Raw genomic sequence first — 14,130 nt, 5'->3', positions numbered from 1 at the left:
AGCGTTGCTGCTGACGTCCATTCGACGACAAGGATATGGAGGTTGACGTGAGAACGGCCATCACTGAAATGTTCGGCATCCGCCACCCCATCGTCCAAGGCGGCATGCATTACGTCGGCTTTGCCGAACTCGCGTCCGCTGTTTCGAATGCCGGCGGTCTCGGCATAATCACCGGGTTGACGCAGAGGACGCCAGAGCTACTAGCAAAAGAAATCGCGCGCTGTCGCGACGCGACAGACAAGCCGTTCGGCGTCAACCTCACCTTTCTGCCGGCGTTCACCGCGCCGCCCTATCCCGAATACATCCGCGCCATCATCGAAGGCGGCGTCAAGATCGTCGAGACCGCGGGACGCAGCCCCGAGCAATACCTGCCGGCGCTGAAAGCCGCCGGCATCAAGGTGATCCACAAATGCACGTCGGTGCGGCATTCGCTGAAGGCTGAACGGATCGGCTGCGACGCAGTCAGCGTCGACGGATTCGAATGCGGCGGTCATCCCGGCGAAGATGACATTCCCAATATGATCCTGCTGCCGCGCGCCGCTGATGAATTGAAAATTCCATTCGTGGCGTCGGGCGGCATGGCGGATGCACGTAGCCTAGTGGCGGCGCTAGCGATGGGAGCCGCCGGCATGAACATGGGCACGCGCTTCATCGCCACCAAGGAGGCGCCGGTGCATGAGAACGTCAAGAAGGCGATTGTAGCAGCCACCGAACTCGACACTCGGCTCGTCATGCGTCCGCTGCGCAATACCGAGCGCGTGCTTAAAAACGCCGGCGTCGACCGCTTGCTGGATATCGAGCGCGCAAAAGGGGCCGCCCTTCAATTCGCCGATATCCAAGACGAGGTCGTTAGCATCTACCCCAAGGTCATGATCGACGGTGACATGGATGCGGGTGCCTGGAGCTGCGGCATGGTCGTAGGCCTGATCCACGATATACCGACCGTCGCCGAGTTGATCGACCGGATCATGGCGGATGCCCAGCAATTGATCCGTAATCGCCTCGTTGGCTTGCTCGATCATGATGAAATGCCCGCAATGAAGGTGGCGTGAGCCGCTCCGACCGCGGCGACCCAAGCGGCGATAGGAGCTCGACAATGACTGAACACATCAAGATCAAACAGGACGACGCCATCCTGGAAATTATTTTTGCGCGCCCGGAAAAGAAGAACGCGCTTTCGAATGCCATGTATCGAGCTGCGACCGAGGCACTGGGAGCTGCCCAGAGCAACCAGACAATTCGCGTTGTGCTCTTCGGCGCGGAAGGCGATGCATTCACTGCTGGAAACGATCTTGCGGATTTTGCCAATGCCGCAGCTGGCAAGGGCGAGGGGCTCGCGGCGCATGACTTTATCGAGGCGCTAGGGCGGGCCGACAAGCCGATCGTGGCGGCTGTCCCTGGCCTTGCTGTCGGCGTCGGCACAACGATGCTCCTGCATTGTGATCTGGTCTACTTGGCCGAAACCGCGAAGCTGTCGACCCCGTTCGTCAATCTGGCGCTCGTGCCGGAAGCCGCATCCAGTATGCTGCTGCCGGCGCGCATCGGCCATGTCCGCGCCTTCGCCATGTTCGCCTTAGGGGACGGGCTTTCCGCCGCCGAAGCCGTCGCACTAGGCCTTGCCAACAGGGTGTTGCCAAAGAACGCGGTCCTGACCGCTGCGCGCGAAGCGGCAAGAACGCTGGCAACACGTCCGCTTGGTGCGATCGTCGCCACAAAAAAATTGATGCGCGACCGGGAGCGGATTCTGCGGCGAATGGATGAGGAGGCCGCAATCTTTGCGCAGCGTTTGCAAACCGACGAGGCACGAGAGGCTTTAAAGGCTTTTGCAGAACGGCGACAGCCAGACTTCACGAGACTAGCGTCATAAGAAGAGCGGCCCGATGACAGAACCAGTTTGCGTGATTTCGGGCGTCGGTCCCGGGACGGGCTCCGCACTGGCCCGCCGATTTGCCGCCGGCGGCTATCGCGTTGCCATGCTGGCGCGGAACGCGCAGCGTCTCGCTGAACTGGAGCGCCAGCTTCCTGGAAGCAAGGGCTACGCATGCGATGTCTCCGATGCGGCGCAGGTCGAAACGGTGTCCGAACGCATCGAACGCGAACTCGGCGTGCCGACCGCCTTGGTGCACAACGCCGTGGGGGGCGTCTTCGGCTCATTCCTGGAGATCGACCCCGCGGTGCTCAACCGCAATTTTCAAGTCAACACGATGGGGCTTCTCTATCTGGCGCGTCGCCTCGCGCCCGCCATGATACGCGTCGGCAGCGGCAACATCATCGTAACCGGCAACACATCAGCACTGCGGGGCAAGTCTTCTTTCGCCGGCTTCGCGCCGACCAAGGCCGCGCAACGCATCCTGGCCGAAGCCATGGCGCGGGAGCTTGGACCGAAGGGCGTACACGTCGCCTACATTATTATTGACGCGGTGATCGATGTCCCCTGGACGCGTGAGCGCTACAAAGACAAGCCCGACGAATTCTTCATTAAACCCGCCGCCATCGCCGAGGAAGCCTGGCATTTGACCCGGCAGGATCGCAGTGCCTGGTCGTTCAACGTTGAGCTGCGCCCCTACGGCGAAACCTGGTGAGCACGGCCATGGCCGCCTTGCGCATCTTCTCGTATTTGCCCAATCCCCGGATCTGGAAGGCAACGATCGCGGCCCGGCTATGCGGCGTGGAGGTCGAGGTGCGCGGCGCCTCGTCCGGCGACCTGTCACAATGGCTCTGGGATTTCGATGCTCGCCCGATCGCCGATGTGCCATCCGACGTGCTGATCGCGACGGACCGCACCGGTCGCGTCGGCTTCACCGATCGCAAACTCTACAAGACCCCGGCATTTCTCGAGGCACAGCCGTTTGGCACCGTGCCCGCCGCGTTCAGCCCGGATGGCCGAACGGGTATTTTCGAATCGAACAGCATCATGCGCGCCGTGGCTCGGCTAGGAACGGAGCGCTTTCCACTTTATGGCCGCGACATCTACGAAAGCTCTCGGATTGACGGGTTTCTGGACGCAAGCTTGGTATTCGCGCGCGACGGTCAGATTTACCTTTTCGCTCTGCGCGACGGTGCCGTTTCGCGCGAACTTCATACCCGCATGACGGACGCCTTCGCAGCCTATTTGTTAGGTATTGAGCAGGCGCTGGCACCGCGCCGCTCCTTCCTGGTCGGCGACGATATAACGCTCGCGGACATCTGCTTCGTTGCCGAATTATGCCTGTTTCACAACGAGCGGGCCCGCCGATCCGTCCTCGATGCGGCGCGGCTTTCTCTTCTGCTCGACGACGAATTCGCCAAAACGTATCCCCGATCGGCAAGTCATTTTCGGCGGCTCCTCGCCCACCCGGCCTTCGCGCCGGACGTCGGTGGTTACCTTGAAAAGATCGAAAGGAGCGCGGCTCGGATCAAATAGACCGCGCTCGATAACCAGTGAATGCACGGAGAAAAAGCCATGTCTATCGTGACTTTTGAAAAAGACGGTGCGGTTGGCGTCGTCACGCTGGCCAAGCCGCCACACAACTTGATCGACGAAGCGTTTCTCGATGCAATGCTCGCTGCCTACAGTGAGGCCGTGGCAGGCGGTTGCCGCGGCATCCTGCTGCGTAGCGCAATGCGTCACTTCTGCGCTGGGGCCGACGTCAACGCCTTCACAGGCGGTGGGCGCCGCCGCGACCAAAAAGACTTCGAGGAGCTCATCGACGCGCTAGAGAACGTGCCGCTGCCGGTGGTGGCAGCCGTGCATGGCGCCGCTCTCGGCGGTGGATTCGAGCTGGCGCTGACCTGCGACGTGATCATCGCCGCCAACACGGCTTCATTTGGCATGGCTGAAGCTTCGCTCGGCCTGCTACCCCTCCTGGGCGGCGTGCAGCGCGTGGTGCAGCGCGCCGGGCCTGCGCGGGCCAAAGAAATGGCGATGTTTGCCCGCCGGCACGACCCGGTGGCGCTTGAGCGCTGGGGCATCGTCAACCTCGTGGTTCCCGAGAGCGAACTGCCGACAGCGTCGATGTCCTGGGTGCGCCAACTCGCCGCCGGGCCGACGGTCGCGCTTCGGGGCATCAAGACGCTGGCGAATCTGTCGGCACGTTACGGGATCAGCGGTGCCGACGCGCGGCAAGTTGAGATGAACAATCAGATGTGGGCCAGCGGCGACCAGAAGCGCGGCTTGGCTGCTTTCCTCGCCTCCGGCCCCGGCTCGGCAGTGTTTGAGGGGAACTGACATGGACGCTCCGCTGCAAGGTCTGCGCGTGATCGACTTCACCCGCGTGTTGGCTGGCCCGCATTGCACCAAGACCTTGCGTGATCTGGGCGCCGATGTGACCAAAATCGAACCGCCAGCGGGTGATGCTGGGCGGGCGGGTGTGCCCCACATCAACAACATGTCGGTGTACTACACGCAGCAAAATGCGGGTAAGCGCAATCTCAGCATCGACCTCAACTGGCCGGAGGCGCGGGAGATCGTAAGGGATCTGTGCCGCAGCGCTGATGTCATCGTCGAAAACTTTCGCCCTGGCACCCTTGTTCGTTTCGGTCTGGGCTACGAGCAGGTACGCGAGTTCAACCCGAACGTCGTCTACGTGTCGATCAGCGGGTATGGCCAGGCCGGGCCCTGGCGGAATCGACCCGCTTTCGCGCCTACAGTGCAGGCCGAAACAGGACTTACCGATATACTGGAGCACCATTACGGCGAGGCGCTCACAGAGCCGCGCAATGACGCGTGCAGTCACGCCGACCTTTACACCGGCCTGCAAGGCGTCATCGCCGTTCTGGCCGCGCTTACGCATCGCGCCCGCACGGGCGAAGGACAGCACGTCGACGTATCGATGGCCGCGACCATGCTGTCGGTCAACGAGCGAGCCGGAGCCCAGTTGTCAGGTATCGACACCAAGGGGGAGCCGGTGGCGCTGAGCGCCCCCGAGTCGCACATTTTCGATCTGCCTGACGGCCGGCGTATCACCATTGCAGCAAGCCCGATCTATACGCCGATGTTTGTACGCTACTGCGCGATGATGCGGCGCACCGACCTGCTGACCGATCCGCAGTTTGCCAGCGCGCCACTGCGTCGGCAGAATCTTAAGGCACTGCTGGCGGAAGTGCGAGCCTGGATTCTGACCTTCGCCGATCTTGACGAATTGCAGGCTCAGGTGAGCGAAGCAGGCCTAGCTATTGGCGTGATCCGCAGCACACAGGAGCTTGCGGAAACCGAATGGGCCAAGGAGTGGGGCGCTATCGTGCAAGTGAACGACCGTGGCGGCGGCAGTGTGCGCATGCCGGGTCCGCCCTGGCGGTTTAGCCGTTCCACGCTGCCGTCACCAGGATCACCAGCCTATCAGGGCGAGCACAATGCCGAGTTGCTTACGGAGCGGGGGATCAGTCAAGTCGTGATCGAGGACTTACGGCAACGCCGAGTGCTTTTAAGCCGACGGGCGCCGCGCGGCGACTATGACTGAATTAAATTACACCCACGATGCGGCAGCGCAGAGCTGGATCGAGACCGGGAATTCAGCGGGATGTGATTTCCCGATTCAGAATTTGCCGTTCACCGTGTTCCGCCGCGTCGGCGGCAGCGAGAAGTCCCGCTGTGGTGTGGCTATTGGCGACCAGATTCTAGACTTGGCCGCCTTGTCATTGCTCAGTACCCTCGAAGGACTGTCCGCAGATGCGGTCCGTGCGTGTTGCAATCCCCAGCTCAATGACTTCTTTGCAATGGGGCCCGCAGCTTGGCGGGCCTTGCGCCATACGCTCTTCGATCTGCTGCACCGCGATGCCGACGATGCTACGCGTCAGCAATTGCAGACCTGCTTGGTGCCTCAAGCGCAAGCGGAGCATTCGCTACCGGCGCGCATCGGTGACTACACGGACTTCTACACCTCGATTCATCACGCCACGAATATCGGCCGCCTCTTCAGGCCTAAAGATCCGCTTACCGCGAACTTTCACTGGATACCGCTCGCCTACCATGGGCGCGCGTCGAGCGTAGGGATTTCCGGTCAGCAGGTGCGTCGACCCTTGGGGCAGGTTTTGCCGGCAGGAGCATCTGTGCCGACCTACGGCCGTTGTTCGCAGCTGGACTATGAACTCGAGCTTGGAATCTTTATCGGTACCGGCAACGCCCAAGGTGAAGCGATCCCACTCGGCGAAGTCGAGGACCATGTGTTCGGGATTTGTCTGCTCAATGACTGGTCGGCCCGCGACATCCAAGCTTGGGAATCGGCGCCTCTGGGTCCGTTTCTGGCAAAAAATTTCGCTACAACAATCTCTCACTGGGTCGTGACTATGGAGGCGCTAGCACCTTACCGTCAGCCATGGCTTCGCGGGAACGATGCACCGCAGCCACTTCCTTATCTCGAGCACCCGCGCAACCGCAGCCAAGGTGCCATCGATATCCAGTTGGAGGTGTGGCTGGAAACCGAACGCCACCGCCGCGACGGGGCTTTGGCGCAACGGCTGTCCCGAACGAGCTTCCGGCATCAGTATTGGACAGTCGCGCAGATGGTAGCGCACCACACGATCGGCGGCTGCAATCTGCAAAGCGGCGATTTGCTGGGGAGTGGCACCATCTCGGGCCCGGGTCCCGAAGAAGCGGGCGCGCTGATGGAGATGAGTCAAGCGGGACGTCGGCCCCTGACGCTAGACAATGGCGAACAGCGCGGCTTCCTGGACGACGGCGATGCGATCGTCTTCAAAGGTTGGTGCAAAAAACCAGGTTTTGCACGCATTGGCTTCGGCGAACTTCGCGGTCAGATTAGCGAGACTTAATTATTTTGGATGTTGCATGTTCGGGTTGATATCAGGCTCCAAACTTCGATTTGAGAGACTGCCGAGCTTTAAAGTGCTTCAGGCGCCACCGTACCAGATCGTCGGCGCCGGGACCTTCGCGTGGAACGATATCCGCCCACTTGACCGGCACCCCAGCCTCCGCGTCAACGAGCGCCAGCTTCACTGCCCGTCCAGATTTTCGATCTACAAATCGTACCGGCGGGCCCTGCCTTCCGCTGACCGCCCATTTGTCGCCGATCTGCAGCAGCGCGTGAGCTAAGAGAACGGTATCGCTGCCCTTTCGGGTTAGAACGTATTCATATCGTTCAGGGTTGGTTTGATAGCGCCGTCGGCTAATTAATTCGTTCTCTTCGAGATGTTTGAGCCGGGCGGATAAGGTCGCATGGGTTACACCGGATGATCGGCGCAGGTCCTCATACTTGCTCAGGCCAAGCATCAAGTCGCGCAGAATGAGCACGGCCCACCGATCGCCGATCGCCTCGAGGGTACCGGCGATCGAACAGGCCATGCCGTCAAAGCTCTTGGACCGCATGAAAAGCTTGCCTTCTTGTCACTCTTATGATTAGAGTGACTATGCCACGTAGTCAACGGCTCTATTGAGCAATAGCACGGGAAAGGACTTTCTGATGAACTGATCTCGTTATCGTTTCCTAGGCAGGTGGAGCACGCTGGCACGCCGATAGTCCCCGCAGGATAGTCCGGAAGCCCGAGAATGGACTGTGATTAATCTTCAGAATGGAGATTCGAATGCTCGATGCCGAGGAAAAGCTTCATACGGTGACGATCACGATCAATGGTGTCCGCCGGACCGTCTCCGTCGAACCGCGGAAGCTTTTGGTGCACCTCATTCGTGACGATCTCGACCTGACGGGAACCCATATCGGCTGCGATACTTCACAGTGCGGCGCCTGCACCGTCGACATCGACGGAGCGGCGGTCAAATCCTGCACAGTGCTCGCGGTGATGGCCGATGGATCGTCTATCACGACTATCGAAGGTCTGGCGCCAGCCGGCGGTGCGCTGCACCCGATTCAGGTGGCGTTTCACGAGCACCACGCCTTGCAGTGTGGCTTCTGCACGCCGGGAATGATCATGACCATCCGCGAGTTGCTAAAGCAGAACCCGAATCCGAGCGAGCGCGAAATTCGGCACGGCCTAAGTGGCAACATCTGCCGCTGCACCGGCTACCACAACATTGTGCGAGCGGTCGAGTCCCTCGCGGCGGGAGCGCAAAGGCATGACTGAGGCTGCGGCGTCTACTTATATCGGCCAGCCTTTGCGCCGGCGCGAAGATTTCAAATTCATCACCGGCAAAGGCCGATACGTCGACGACATCAAGGTACCGGGCATGCTGCACATGGCGGTACTGCGATCGCCGCATGCCCACGCGGTCATAAAGCGTATTGATCTTACGGCGGCGAAAGCAGCGCCAGGTGTTCGCGTGGCTCTGTCCGGCGCCGACCTCGTCGGCAAGATCGGACCGATTGCGCCGAACTGGATCATACCTGGCACTAAAGTTCCGGTACGACCCGTTGTTGCGCTTGATCGCGTTCGTTTTGTCGGTGAGTGCGTAGCGTTGGTCGTGGCGCAAACTCAGGCTCTGGCCTACGACGCTGTGGGTCTGATCGAGGTAGAATACGACGCACTTCCTGCGGTAGTCGACGAGGAGCAGGCCATTGGCGATGACGCGCCGCAACTGCACGAGAACGTGCCAAACAACATTACGACGGTCTACAGAGTCGGTGGCGGCGATTACCGTAAGGCCGCACGCGAGGCCGACCAGATCATAAAGCTGCGTGTTGCAAACAATCGACTGATCCCGACCTGCATGGAGACGCGCGTAGTTCTCGCCGATCCGAACAGCGACGGAACGCTGACCGTCTATATGCCGAGCCAGGTGCCGCACATGCACCGGCGGTGGATCGCGGAGACGGTCGATATTCCGGAGCATCAGCTGCGCATCATCGCGCCCGATATCGGTGGCGGCTTCGGCGCCAAAATGCACCTCTATCCGGAGGAATTGCTGTGTCCATTTTTGGCGCGCACGCTTGGCGCTCCAGTCAAGTGGTGGGAATCGCGTTCGGAAAGCCATCAAGCGACGCACCACGGCCGCGCCCACACCGAGAATATCGAGATCGCTATCCGCAACGACGGCAAAATACTCGGCCTCAAGGTGGAAACGTTGGGCAATGTCGGAGCTTATCTGTCGAACATGGCTAGCGGCGGCCCGACGGTGAATACGATCAATTTTGGCACCGGCACCTACAAGATCGAGAACTACGAAGCCATCTCAAGGGTCGTCGTGACCAATACCGTCCCGGTCGATGCGTATCGTGGCTACGGCCGCCCCGAAGGTGGCTACATCGCGGAGCGAGCCATCGACGCAGTCGCCCGGCACCTCAATCTCGACCAAGTAGCCGTGCGGCGGAAAAATTTCATTCAGAAGGCCGATTTTCCATATAAGCCGTACAATGGTCCAGCTGTTATCTACGACAGCGGAGATTACGAAGGCTGCCTCGAAAAGGCGTTGCAAGCTTTCAACTACGCGGCGCGCACCCACGAACGCGACGAATTGCGCGGGCAGGGCCGTTACCGCGGCGTCGGCGTTGCCGCATACACGCACATGTGCGGCATGGCGCCATCGCGCCGCCTGGGCAGGATGGGGTTCGACCGTGGTGGCTGGGAGAGTTCCCGCGTCAGCGTTGATTCGAGCGGCCGTGCGACAATCTACTCAGGCTCAATGAGTCAAGGTCACGGCCACAACACGTCGCTTGCGCAGATCGCCGCCGATGTCCTGCAGATTCCGATTGAAAACATCGATGTCGTCCAGGGCGATACGCGCCAGGTGCAGGCCGGCCACGGTACATTCAACTCCCGCTCGATGGCGGTTGGCGGATCGAGCGTTCACGTTTGCGCAAAGCGTGTTGTCGACAAGGCAAAGAGCATCGCTGCGGGCTTGTTGGAAGTGGATGAAAAAGACGTTTCCTATCGGGCGGGCAGCTTCAGCGTACCGGGAACCGATATTGCTCCGCTGAGTTTTTCGAACATCGCCCGTATGGCCTATCTGGGGCACAAGCTGCCGGATGGAATGTCGCCGGGGCTCGACGAGACGCTATTTTATGATCCGGCTGGCATGAGTTCGCCATCCGGCGTGCACTTGGCCTATGTCGAGGTCGATCCCGAAACGGGTATCGTCAATATTCTTGACTACGTCGCGGTGGACGATGCCGGCACGCTTATCAATCCGCTCCTCGCTGCAGGACAAATTCACGGCGGAGTCGTGCAAGGGATCGGCCAGGCTATTTGGGAAGAGGTGAGCTACGAATCGGATAGTGGACAACTTATCTCCAGCTCACTGCTTGATTACGCCGTACCGCACGCGGAAAGTGTTCCCAACATCCGATCGTTGTTTCAGGTGACGCCGTCGCCGACCAATCCGATCGGCGTGAAGGGTATTGGCGAGAATGGCTCGATCGCTGCGCCCCCAACAATTGTCCACGCAGTTCTCGACGGGCTGTCACCGTTCGGGATAACGCACCTCGACATGCCTTTGACGCCGCCGCGCATTTGGTCGGCGATTCAAATCGCCCGCTCTGGAGTAAGGCAGTGATACCAGCATCATTTGAGTACGTCTGTGCGAGCTCTTTGCCGCAAGCCATCCGCCTGCTGCAGGATGATCCCGAAGGCACCAAGCTCGTGGCCGGCGGCCATAGCTTAATTCCAGCAATGAAGTTGCGGCTGGCATCCCCTGCTCTGCTGGTCGATATCCGCGACATCGAGGAACTTAAGGGAATTGAGATCGGCGATCGGATCAGGATCGGTGCCCTCGTCACCCATGCGGAGCTGCTTTCCTCCGAGCGTCTGCGTCAGGCGCTGCCGCTCTTCCATGATGCTGCTAACACGATCGCCGATCCGCAGGTGCGAAATCGTGGCACAATCGGTGGCTCACTTGCGAACGCCGATCCCGCGGCCGATTGGCCGGCCGTGGTCCTTGCGCTAAACGCCGAACTCGAACTTGCAGGTCCAGCCGGTCGCCGGCGCGTCGCGGCCAAAGATTTTTTTGTCGACATCATGACCACCGCGCTCGAAACCGACGAAGTGCTGGTGGCCGTTCACATTCAGCGGCCCAAGCCAAGTGCGCAATTCCGATATCGCAAGATCCGCCATCCGGCGAGTGGCTATGCAATCATCGGCATCGCGGTCGCCGTTGGGCTTGAAGACAGTGTGGTTTCGGACGCGGTCATTGGCGTCACTGGAGCGACCGCGCGGGCATTCGCTCCCGACGCCGCGAGTGCATTCCTGATCGGCAAATCGTTATCGAGCCGAAACATGGAACAAGCTGCATCGATCGTGAGCGAACATGCCGAATATCTATCGGATCGTTACGCCTCTGCGGATTATCGCAAACACCTCGTCAAAACCGAGGTGGCCCGGGCATTGTCGTCTCTGAAGACTTCCTGATCACTCTCGAGCACTCAATCATGGCATCCGAAAAACCTTAGGCCCTTCGATCCCGAGGTCGCAGCGAGCGAGGCCGATATCGCGCAGGGTTCTGTCGCTGAGGTTCATCAACTCGTGGCGCGAATGAGCGCGACGTTGCCATTTGGCAAAATGACGTTTCAGCTGGCTCCAACGCGATGAGTGATACGGACGGGACATCGGAATGTTCATGGTACTTCTCGTAGTTTGTTTGTTGATTTGCATCTTCCTTTATTGCTGCTCAGTTGTTTTGTTCGAGTGTCTCCAAGGGTTCGGTTGCTCCGGCGAACGGTAGCGCGCGGCTCATGCTCGCACAGCGAGAGTGGTCAACGTAAAGAAACGGCAGCCGCGCCGTCAGGCAGCGGCCAAGACGCCGACCAGATCGCGTGCCTGCACGGTAGCCCGTTCGAGCGCCTTGTCGGCGGCCTCAGGTCCATATGCGGTGCCTTCGATGCGGATGATCTCGACATGGGTCATGCCGAGGAAACCGAGTATGTTTCTGAGCCACGGGACCTGGAAATCGAATGCCGCACTGTCGCCGGAGTAGATGCCGCCGCTCGCGCTCACGACGATCACGCGCTTGCCGGTGACCAAACCCTTCGGGCCGGCCTCGCTGTAGCTGAACGTGCGTCCGGCGCGCGCGATGTAGTCGAACCAGGACTTCAGCGTTGTCGAGACGCTGAAGTTGATCATGGGCGCGGCGATGACGATGATATCGGCGGCGAGTAGCTCGTCGACCAAAGCATCCGATTGCGCAAGGATAGCGCGTTGTTTCTCCGTGCGCGGTCCATCGGCGCTTCTCGTCGCAGCGACGAAATCGGCGTCGATGTGGGGAAGTGGATTCTGCGCAAGGTCGCGCACGGTCAGAGTCGCTTGTGGATTGGCTTGCCGGAGCTCGTCAATGACGCGGGCGGCGATTTGATTGGAGTAGGACGCGCTACCGCGCGGGCTACTGCTGACGTAGAGGATGCGGGACATGATTTTCGCTCCTGCTTAGTGAATCACGCGGAATTTTCAGTGCTGTTCCCGGAGGCTCGGCCGGGTCCGTAAGCCAGTGAGAGGGCGATGCGGTCGCTCAGCGGCGCGATCACGGGCGCGCCGGCAACGATCGACCCAGCCATCAGGCCGAGCCATTGCCGAGGGCCAATGACGCTGATCTGCTGGACCATCAGGCTGAGCCCCTCATTGCGGCTGCCTGCGGCCGCCAAAACAGCGACGCTGAGTAGAATTCTTAGCCCCCGGAGTATTTTGCACTTCATGATGGTGACCTCTGTTCGGTCAGGTCCGTTCAGGGGGCCGAGAAACAACGTGACTTCCTGTTGGCCTTGTGATACTGACCGGTAACACTACATTTGGTAAGGTACTGACCGGTAACACCCTTGTCAAGGGGGAAAACAATGAGCACAGCAGAAAAACGAATAAGTGCCGATAAAGTCGAGCGAATTTCACCACGCGAGCGGATCTTGTCCGCCGCTTCCGAGCTTTTTTATCGCCACGGCATCCGCGCCGTGGGGGTCGACGCGGTTGCCGAAGCTGCCGAAACGAACAAAATGACCCTCTACCGGCACTTTTCTTCGAAGGACGAGCTGGTTGCCGAGTACCTCCAACGCCTGGCCGAAAAGGCCAAGGCGTCCTGGGACCGGCTCGAGGCCGACCATCCGGGAGAGCCGTCCGCACAGCTGCGTGCCTGGCTTAAGAACATGGCCGCCCACGTGGCTAACGGGGACGAGCGCGGCTGCGCATTGGCGAATGCCGCCGTCGAGCTCCCTGAGAAAGACCATCCGGCGCGGCGGGTGATCGAAGCGTTCAAGACCGCGCAACGCGAGCGCCTCGTTCAGCTATGCGCCGCGGCCTCGCTCGCCGAACCCGAAATGCTAGCGGACGAACTGTTCTTGCTGCTCGAAGGCGCGCGCGTCACGGCACAGAGTATGGGCCGGAAGGGACTCGATGATCGGCTCGTGAGGATGGGCGAAGCGACGATCCAGGCCCACACCATCTTTTGAGCCGGCAGCCCGATCGGTCCGAGGACAGAGCTTTCACCGCGAGACTCGGTGCTGTGTCGATTGGGCGGTTGTCCAAGCCCAGCAGCTCGCGCGGGTGATGACGTGCGGCTCGCGACCTCGCGCGCGCGTAAACCCATCATCTTTTGCTTTAGTTGTCCCTCGTAAATGCCCTCTAGAGACCGCAGTGTTTCTCCTTCTAGCGGATTTTATCGCGGGGTGAGAGAGAATGCTGGGGTGCCAAGATCGACGCTAGCATCCCTTCTTTCGACCCTGGCTTGGTTTCCAAACATTGACCTGGAGGCATTTCGGATAGCTGGGACGGTTCCCTGCTTTCGTCGCTCACCGCAGCGGGTCACCAAGGGGTTAGTCGAACGGACGGGCCATGATGGATTATAGTGCTTCATGGCCTCCGTTCTCGATCTCATTGGCGAAACGCCGCTCATCGAAGTCACCAAATTCGACTGCGGCGTGAGTCGACTGTTCCTAAAGCTTGAGAGCGCCAATCCGTCGGGCTCCATCAAGGACCGCCCGGCACGCGTCATGATCGAGGCGGCGGAAGCCGACGGCCGGCTAAAGGCCGGCGGCACCATTGTTGAGGCGACAGCCGGCAATACAGGCCTTGGTCTCGCTCTAGTCGGGGGGCGCAAGGGCTACCGCATCGTGCTCGTCGTGCCCGACAAGATGGCGCGCGAGAAAATTTTGCACTGCAAGGCGATGGGCGCCGAAGTGGTGCTCACGCGCTCGGACGTCGGCCGCGGCCATCCCGACTATTATCAAGACCTCGCCGAGGCCATCACTGCGCGTACGCCCGGCGCGCTCTTCATCAACCAATTCGCCAATCCCGCCAATCCACAAGCGCACGAGACAACGACTGGCCCGG

At 60.4% G+C, this 14,130-nt stretch carries 16 protein-coding genes; 12 read left to right on the top strand and 4 right to left on the bottom strand.

Annotated elements, in window-relative coordinates; translation table 11 throughout:
• Positions 1-47 precede the first annotated feature (47 nt).
• From ABSB13_RS10230 to fahA, 7 genes are read left to right on the top strand one after another with little or no spacing between them, the layout of a single operon-like run.
• Complete coding sequence (locus tag ABSB13_RS10230) at positions 48-1,052, top strand: NAD(P)H-dependent flavin oxidoreductase (protein ID WP_428107886.1); 1,005 nt, start codon at positions 48-50, stop codon at positions 1,050-1,052.
• Between the two features lie 44 nt (positions 1,053-1,096).
• Entirely contained in the window at positions 1,097-1,867 is a 771-nt protein-coding gene (locus ABSB13_RS10225; protein WP_428107885.1) for an enoyl-CoA hydratase-related protein, read from the top strand.
• A gap of 13 nt (positions 1,868-1,880) precedes the next feature.
• Positions 1,881-2,582 (top strand): SDR family NAD(P)-dependent oxidoreductase, encoded by a 702-nt coding sequence (locus ABSB13_RS10220; RefSeq protein WP_428107884.1) that lies wholly within the window; start codon positions 1,881-1,883, stop codon positions 2,580-2,582.
• The gene (locus ABSB13_RS10215) at positions 2,579-3,403 is read left to right on the top strand and encodes a glutathione S-transferase family protein (RefSeq protein WP_428107883.1); all 825 of its coding nucleotides are present in this window, start codon (positions 2,579-2,581) and stop codon (positions 3,401-3,403) included. The genes ABSB13_RS10220 and ABSB13_RS10215 overlap by 4 nt, the downstream gene beginning before the upstream one ends.
• A gap of 39 nt (positions 3,404-3,442) precedes the next feature.
• Positions 3,443-4,207 carry an enoyl-CoA hydratase/isomerase family protein gene (locus tag ABSB13_RS10210; protein WP_428107881.1) on the top strand — a complete coding sequence of 255 codons (765 nt, stop codon included), beginning with the start codon at positions 3,443-3,445 and terminating at the stop codon, positions 4,205-4,207.
• A 1-nt stretch (position 4,208) separates the two neighbouring features.
• Complete coding sequence (locus ABSB13_RS10205; protein ID WP_428107880.1) at positions 4,209-5,438, top strand: CaiB/BaiF CoA transferase family protein; 1,230 nt, start codon at positions 4,209-4,211, stop codon at positions 5,436-5,438.
• On the top strand, positions 5,431-6,747 hold the full coding sequence (fahA, locus tag ABSB13_RS10200) for a fumarylacetoacetase (RefSeq protein WP_428107879.1): 1,317 nt from the start codon (positions 5,431-5,433) through the stop codon (positions 6,745-6,747). Before ABSB13_RS10205 ends, fahA begins: the two co-directional genes overlap by 8 nt.
• 31 nt (positions 6,748-6,778) lie before the next feature.
• Here the strand turns inward: fahA and ABSB13_RS10195 are convergent, their stop codons facing one another.
• The gene (locus tag ABSB13_RS10195; RefSeq protein ID WP_428107877.1) at positions 6,779-7,300 is read right to left on the bottom strand and encodes a winged helix-turn-helix transcriptional regulator; all 522 of its coding nucleotides are present in this window, start codon (positions 7,298-7,300) and stop codon (positions 6,779-6,781) included.
• 215 nt (positions 7,301-7,515) lie between these two features.
• On the opposite strand from ABSB13_RS10195, the gene ABSB13_RS10190 reads away from it, so the two are divergent.
• Genes ABSB13_RS10190 through ABSB13_RS10180 form a run of 3 tightly spaced genes read left to right on the top strand, consistent with a single transcriptional unit; the run spans position 7,516 to position 11,229 of the window.
• Positions 7,516-8,013 (top strand): (2Fe-2S)-binding protein, encoded by a 498-nt coding sequence (locus tag ABSB13_RS10190; protein ID WP_428107876.1) that lies wholly within the window; start codon positions 7,516-7,518, stop codon positions 8,011-8,013.
• Positions 8,006-10,378 (top strand): xanthine dehydrogenase family protein molybdopterin-binding subunit, encoded by a 2,373-nt coding sequence (locus ABSB13_RS10185; protein WP_428107874.1) that lies wholly within the window; start codon positions 8,006-8,008, stop codon positions 10,376-10,378. The genes ABSB13_RS10190 and ABSB13_RS10185 overlap by 8 nt, the downstream gene beginning before the upstream one ends.
• Positions 10,375-11,229, top strand: coding sequence for an FAD binding domain-containing protein (locus ABSB13_RS10180; RefSeq protein ID WP_428107873.1), 855 nt, complete (start codon positions 10,375-10,377; stop codon positions 11,227-11,229). The genes ABSB13_RS10185 and ABSB13_RS10180 overlap by 4 nt, the downstream gene beginning before the upstream one ends.
• Before the next feature lie 18 nt (positions 11,230-11,247).
• Here ABSB13_RS10180 and ABSB13_RS10175 read toward each other — a convergent pair whose 3' ends face one another.
• The 3 genes from ABSB13_RS10175 to ABSB13_RS10165 form a co-directional block, all read right to left on the bottom strand.
• Entirely contained in the window at positions 11,248-11,439 is a 192-nt protein-coding gene (locus ABSB13_RS10175; protein ID WP_428107871.1) for a DUF1127 domain-containing protein, read from the bottom strand.
• A 162-nt stretch (positions 11,440-11,601) separates the two neighbouring features.
• Positions 11,602-12,225 (bottom strand): FMN-dependent NADH-azoreductase, encoded by a 624-nt coding sequence (locus ABSB13_RS10170; protein WP_428107870.1) that lies wholly within the window; start codon positions 12,223-12,225, stop codon positions 11,602-11,604.
• Positions 12,226-12,248: 23 nt separating this feature from the next.
• Positions 12,249-12,554: a hypothetical protein gene (locus tag ABSB13_RS10165; protein ID WP_428107869.1), complete on the bottom strand. Its 306-nt coding sequence runs from the start codon at positions 12,552-12,554 to the stop codon at positions 12,249-12,251.
• Positions 12,555-12,644: 90 nt separating this feature from the next.
• Here ABSB13_RS10165 and ABSB13_RS10160 point away from each other — a divergent pair, with 90 nt between their 5' ends.
• On the top strand, positions 12,645-13,250 hold the full coding sequence (locus tag ABSB13_RS10160; protein WP_428107868.1) for a TetR/AcrR family transcriptional regulator: 606 nt from the start codon (positions 12,645-12,647) through the stop codon (positions 13,248-13,250).
• A 402-nt stretch (positions 13,251-13,652) separates the two neighbouring features.
• Positions 13,653-14,130, top strand: a 478-nt coding sequence (locus tag ABSB13_RS10155; protein ID WP_428107866.1) for a PLP-dependent cysteine synthase family protein, incomplete at its 3' end; no start/stop codon positions are given.

It is taken from the genome of Binatus sp. (SeqCode), from assembly GCF_050013435.1.
GTDB lineage: Bacteria > Desulfobacterota > Binatia > Binatales > Binataceae > Binatus.
This window is presented reverse-complemented; position numbering and strand designations above follow the sequence as displayed.

What these genes read in the sequence shown, in the direction of transcription:
- ABSB13_RS10225 (WP_428107885.1), top strand. Translation starts at nt 1,097, where the DNA reads ATGACTGAACACATCAAGATCAAACAGGACGACGCCATCCTGGAAATT.
- ABSB13_RS10220 (WP_428107884.1), top strand. Translation starts at nt 1,881, where the DNA reads ATGACAGAACCAGTTTGCGTGATTTCGGGCGTCGGTCCCGGGACGGGC.
- ABSB13_RS10210 (WP_428107881.1), top strand. Translation starts at nt 3,443, where the DNA reads ATGTCTATCGTGACTTTTGAAAAAGACGGTGCGGTTGGCGTCGTCACG.
- ABSB13_RS10205 (WP_428107880.1), top strand. Translation starts at nt 4,209, where the DNA reads ATGGACGCTCCGCTGCAAGGTCTGCGCGTGATCGACTTCACCCGCGTG.
- fahA (WP_428107879.1), top strand. Translation starts at nt 5,431, where the DNA reads ATGACTGAATTAAATTACACCCACGATGCGGCAGCGCAGAGCTGGATC.
- ABSB13_RS10195 (WP_428107877.1), bottom strand. Translation starts at nt 7,300, where the DNA reads ATGCGGTCCAAGAGCTTTGACGGCATGGCCTGTTCGATCGCCGGTACC.
- ABSB13_RS10190 (WP_428107876.1), top strand. Translation starts at nt 7,516, where the DNA reads ATGCTCGATGCCGAGGAAAAGCTTCATACGGTGACGATCACGATCAAT.
- ABSB13_RS10185 (WP_428107874.1), top strand. Translation starts at nt 8,006, where the DNA reads ATGACTGAGGCTGCGGCGTCTACTTATATCGGCCAGCCTTTGCGCCGG.
- ABSB13_RS10175 (WP_428107871.1), bottom strand. Translation starts at nt 11,439, where the DNA reads ATGAACATTCCGATGTCCCGTCCGTATCACTCATCGCGTTGGAGCCAG.
- ABSB13_RS10170 (WP_428107870.1), bottom strand. Translation starts at nt 12,225, where the DNA reads ATGTCCCGCATCCTCTACGTCAGCAGTAGCCCGCGCGGTAGCGCGTCC.
- ABSB13_RS10160 (WP_428107868.1), top strand. Translation starts at nt 12,645, where the DNA reads ATGAGCACAGCAGAAAAACGAATAAGTGCCGATAAAGTCGAGCGAATT.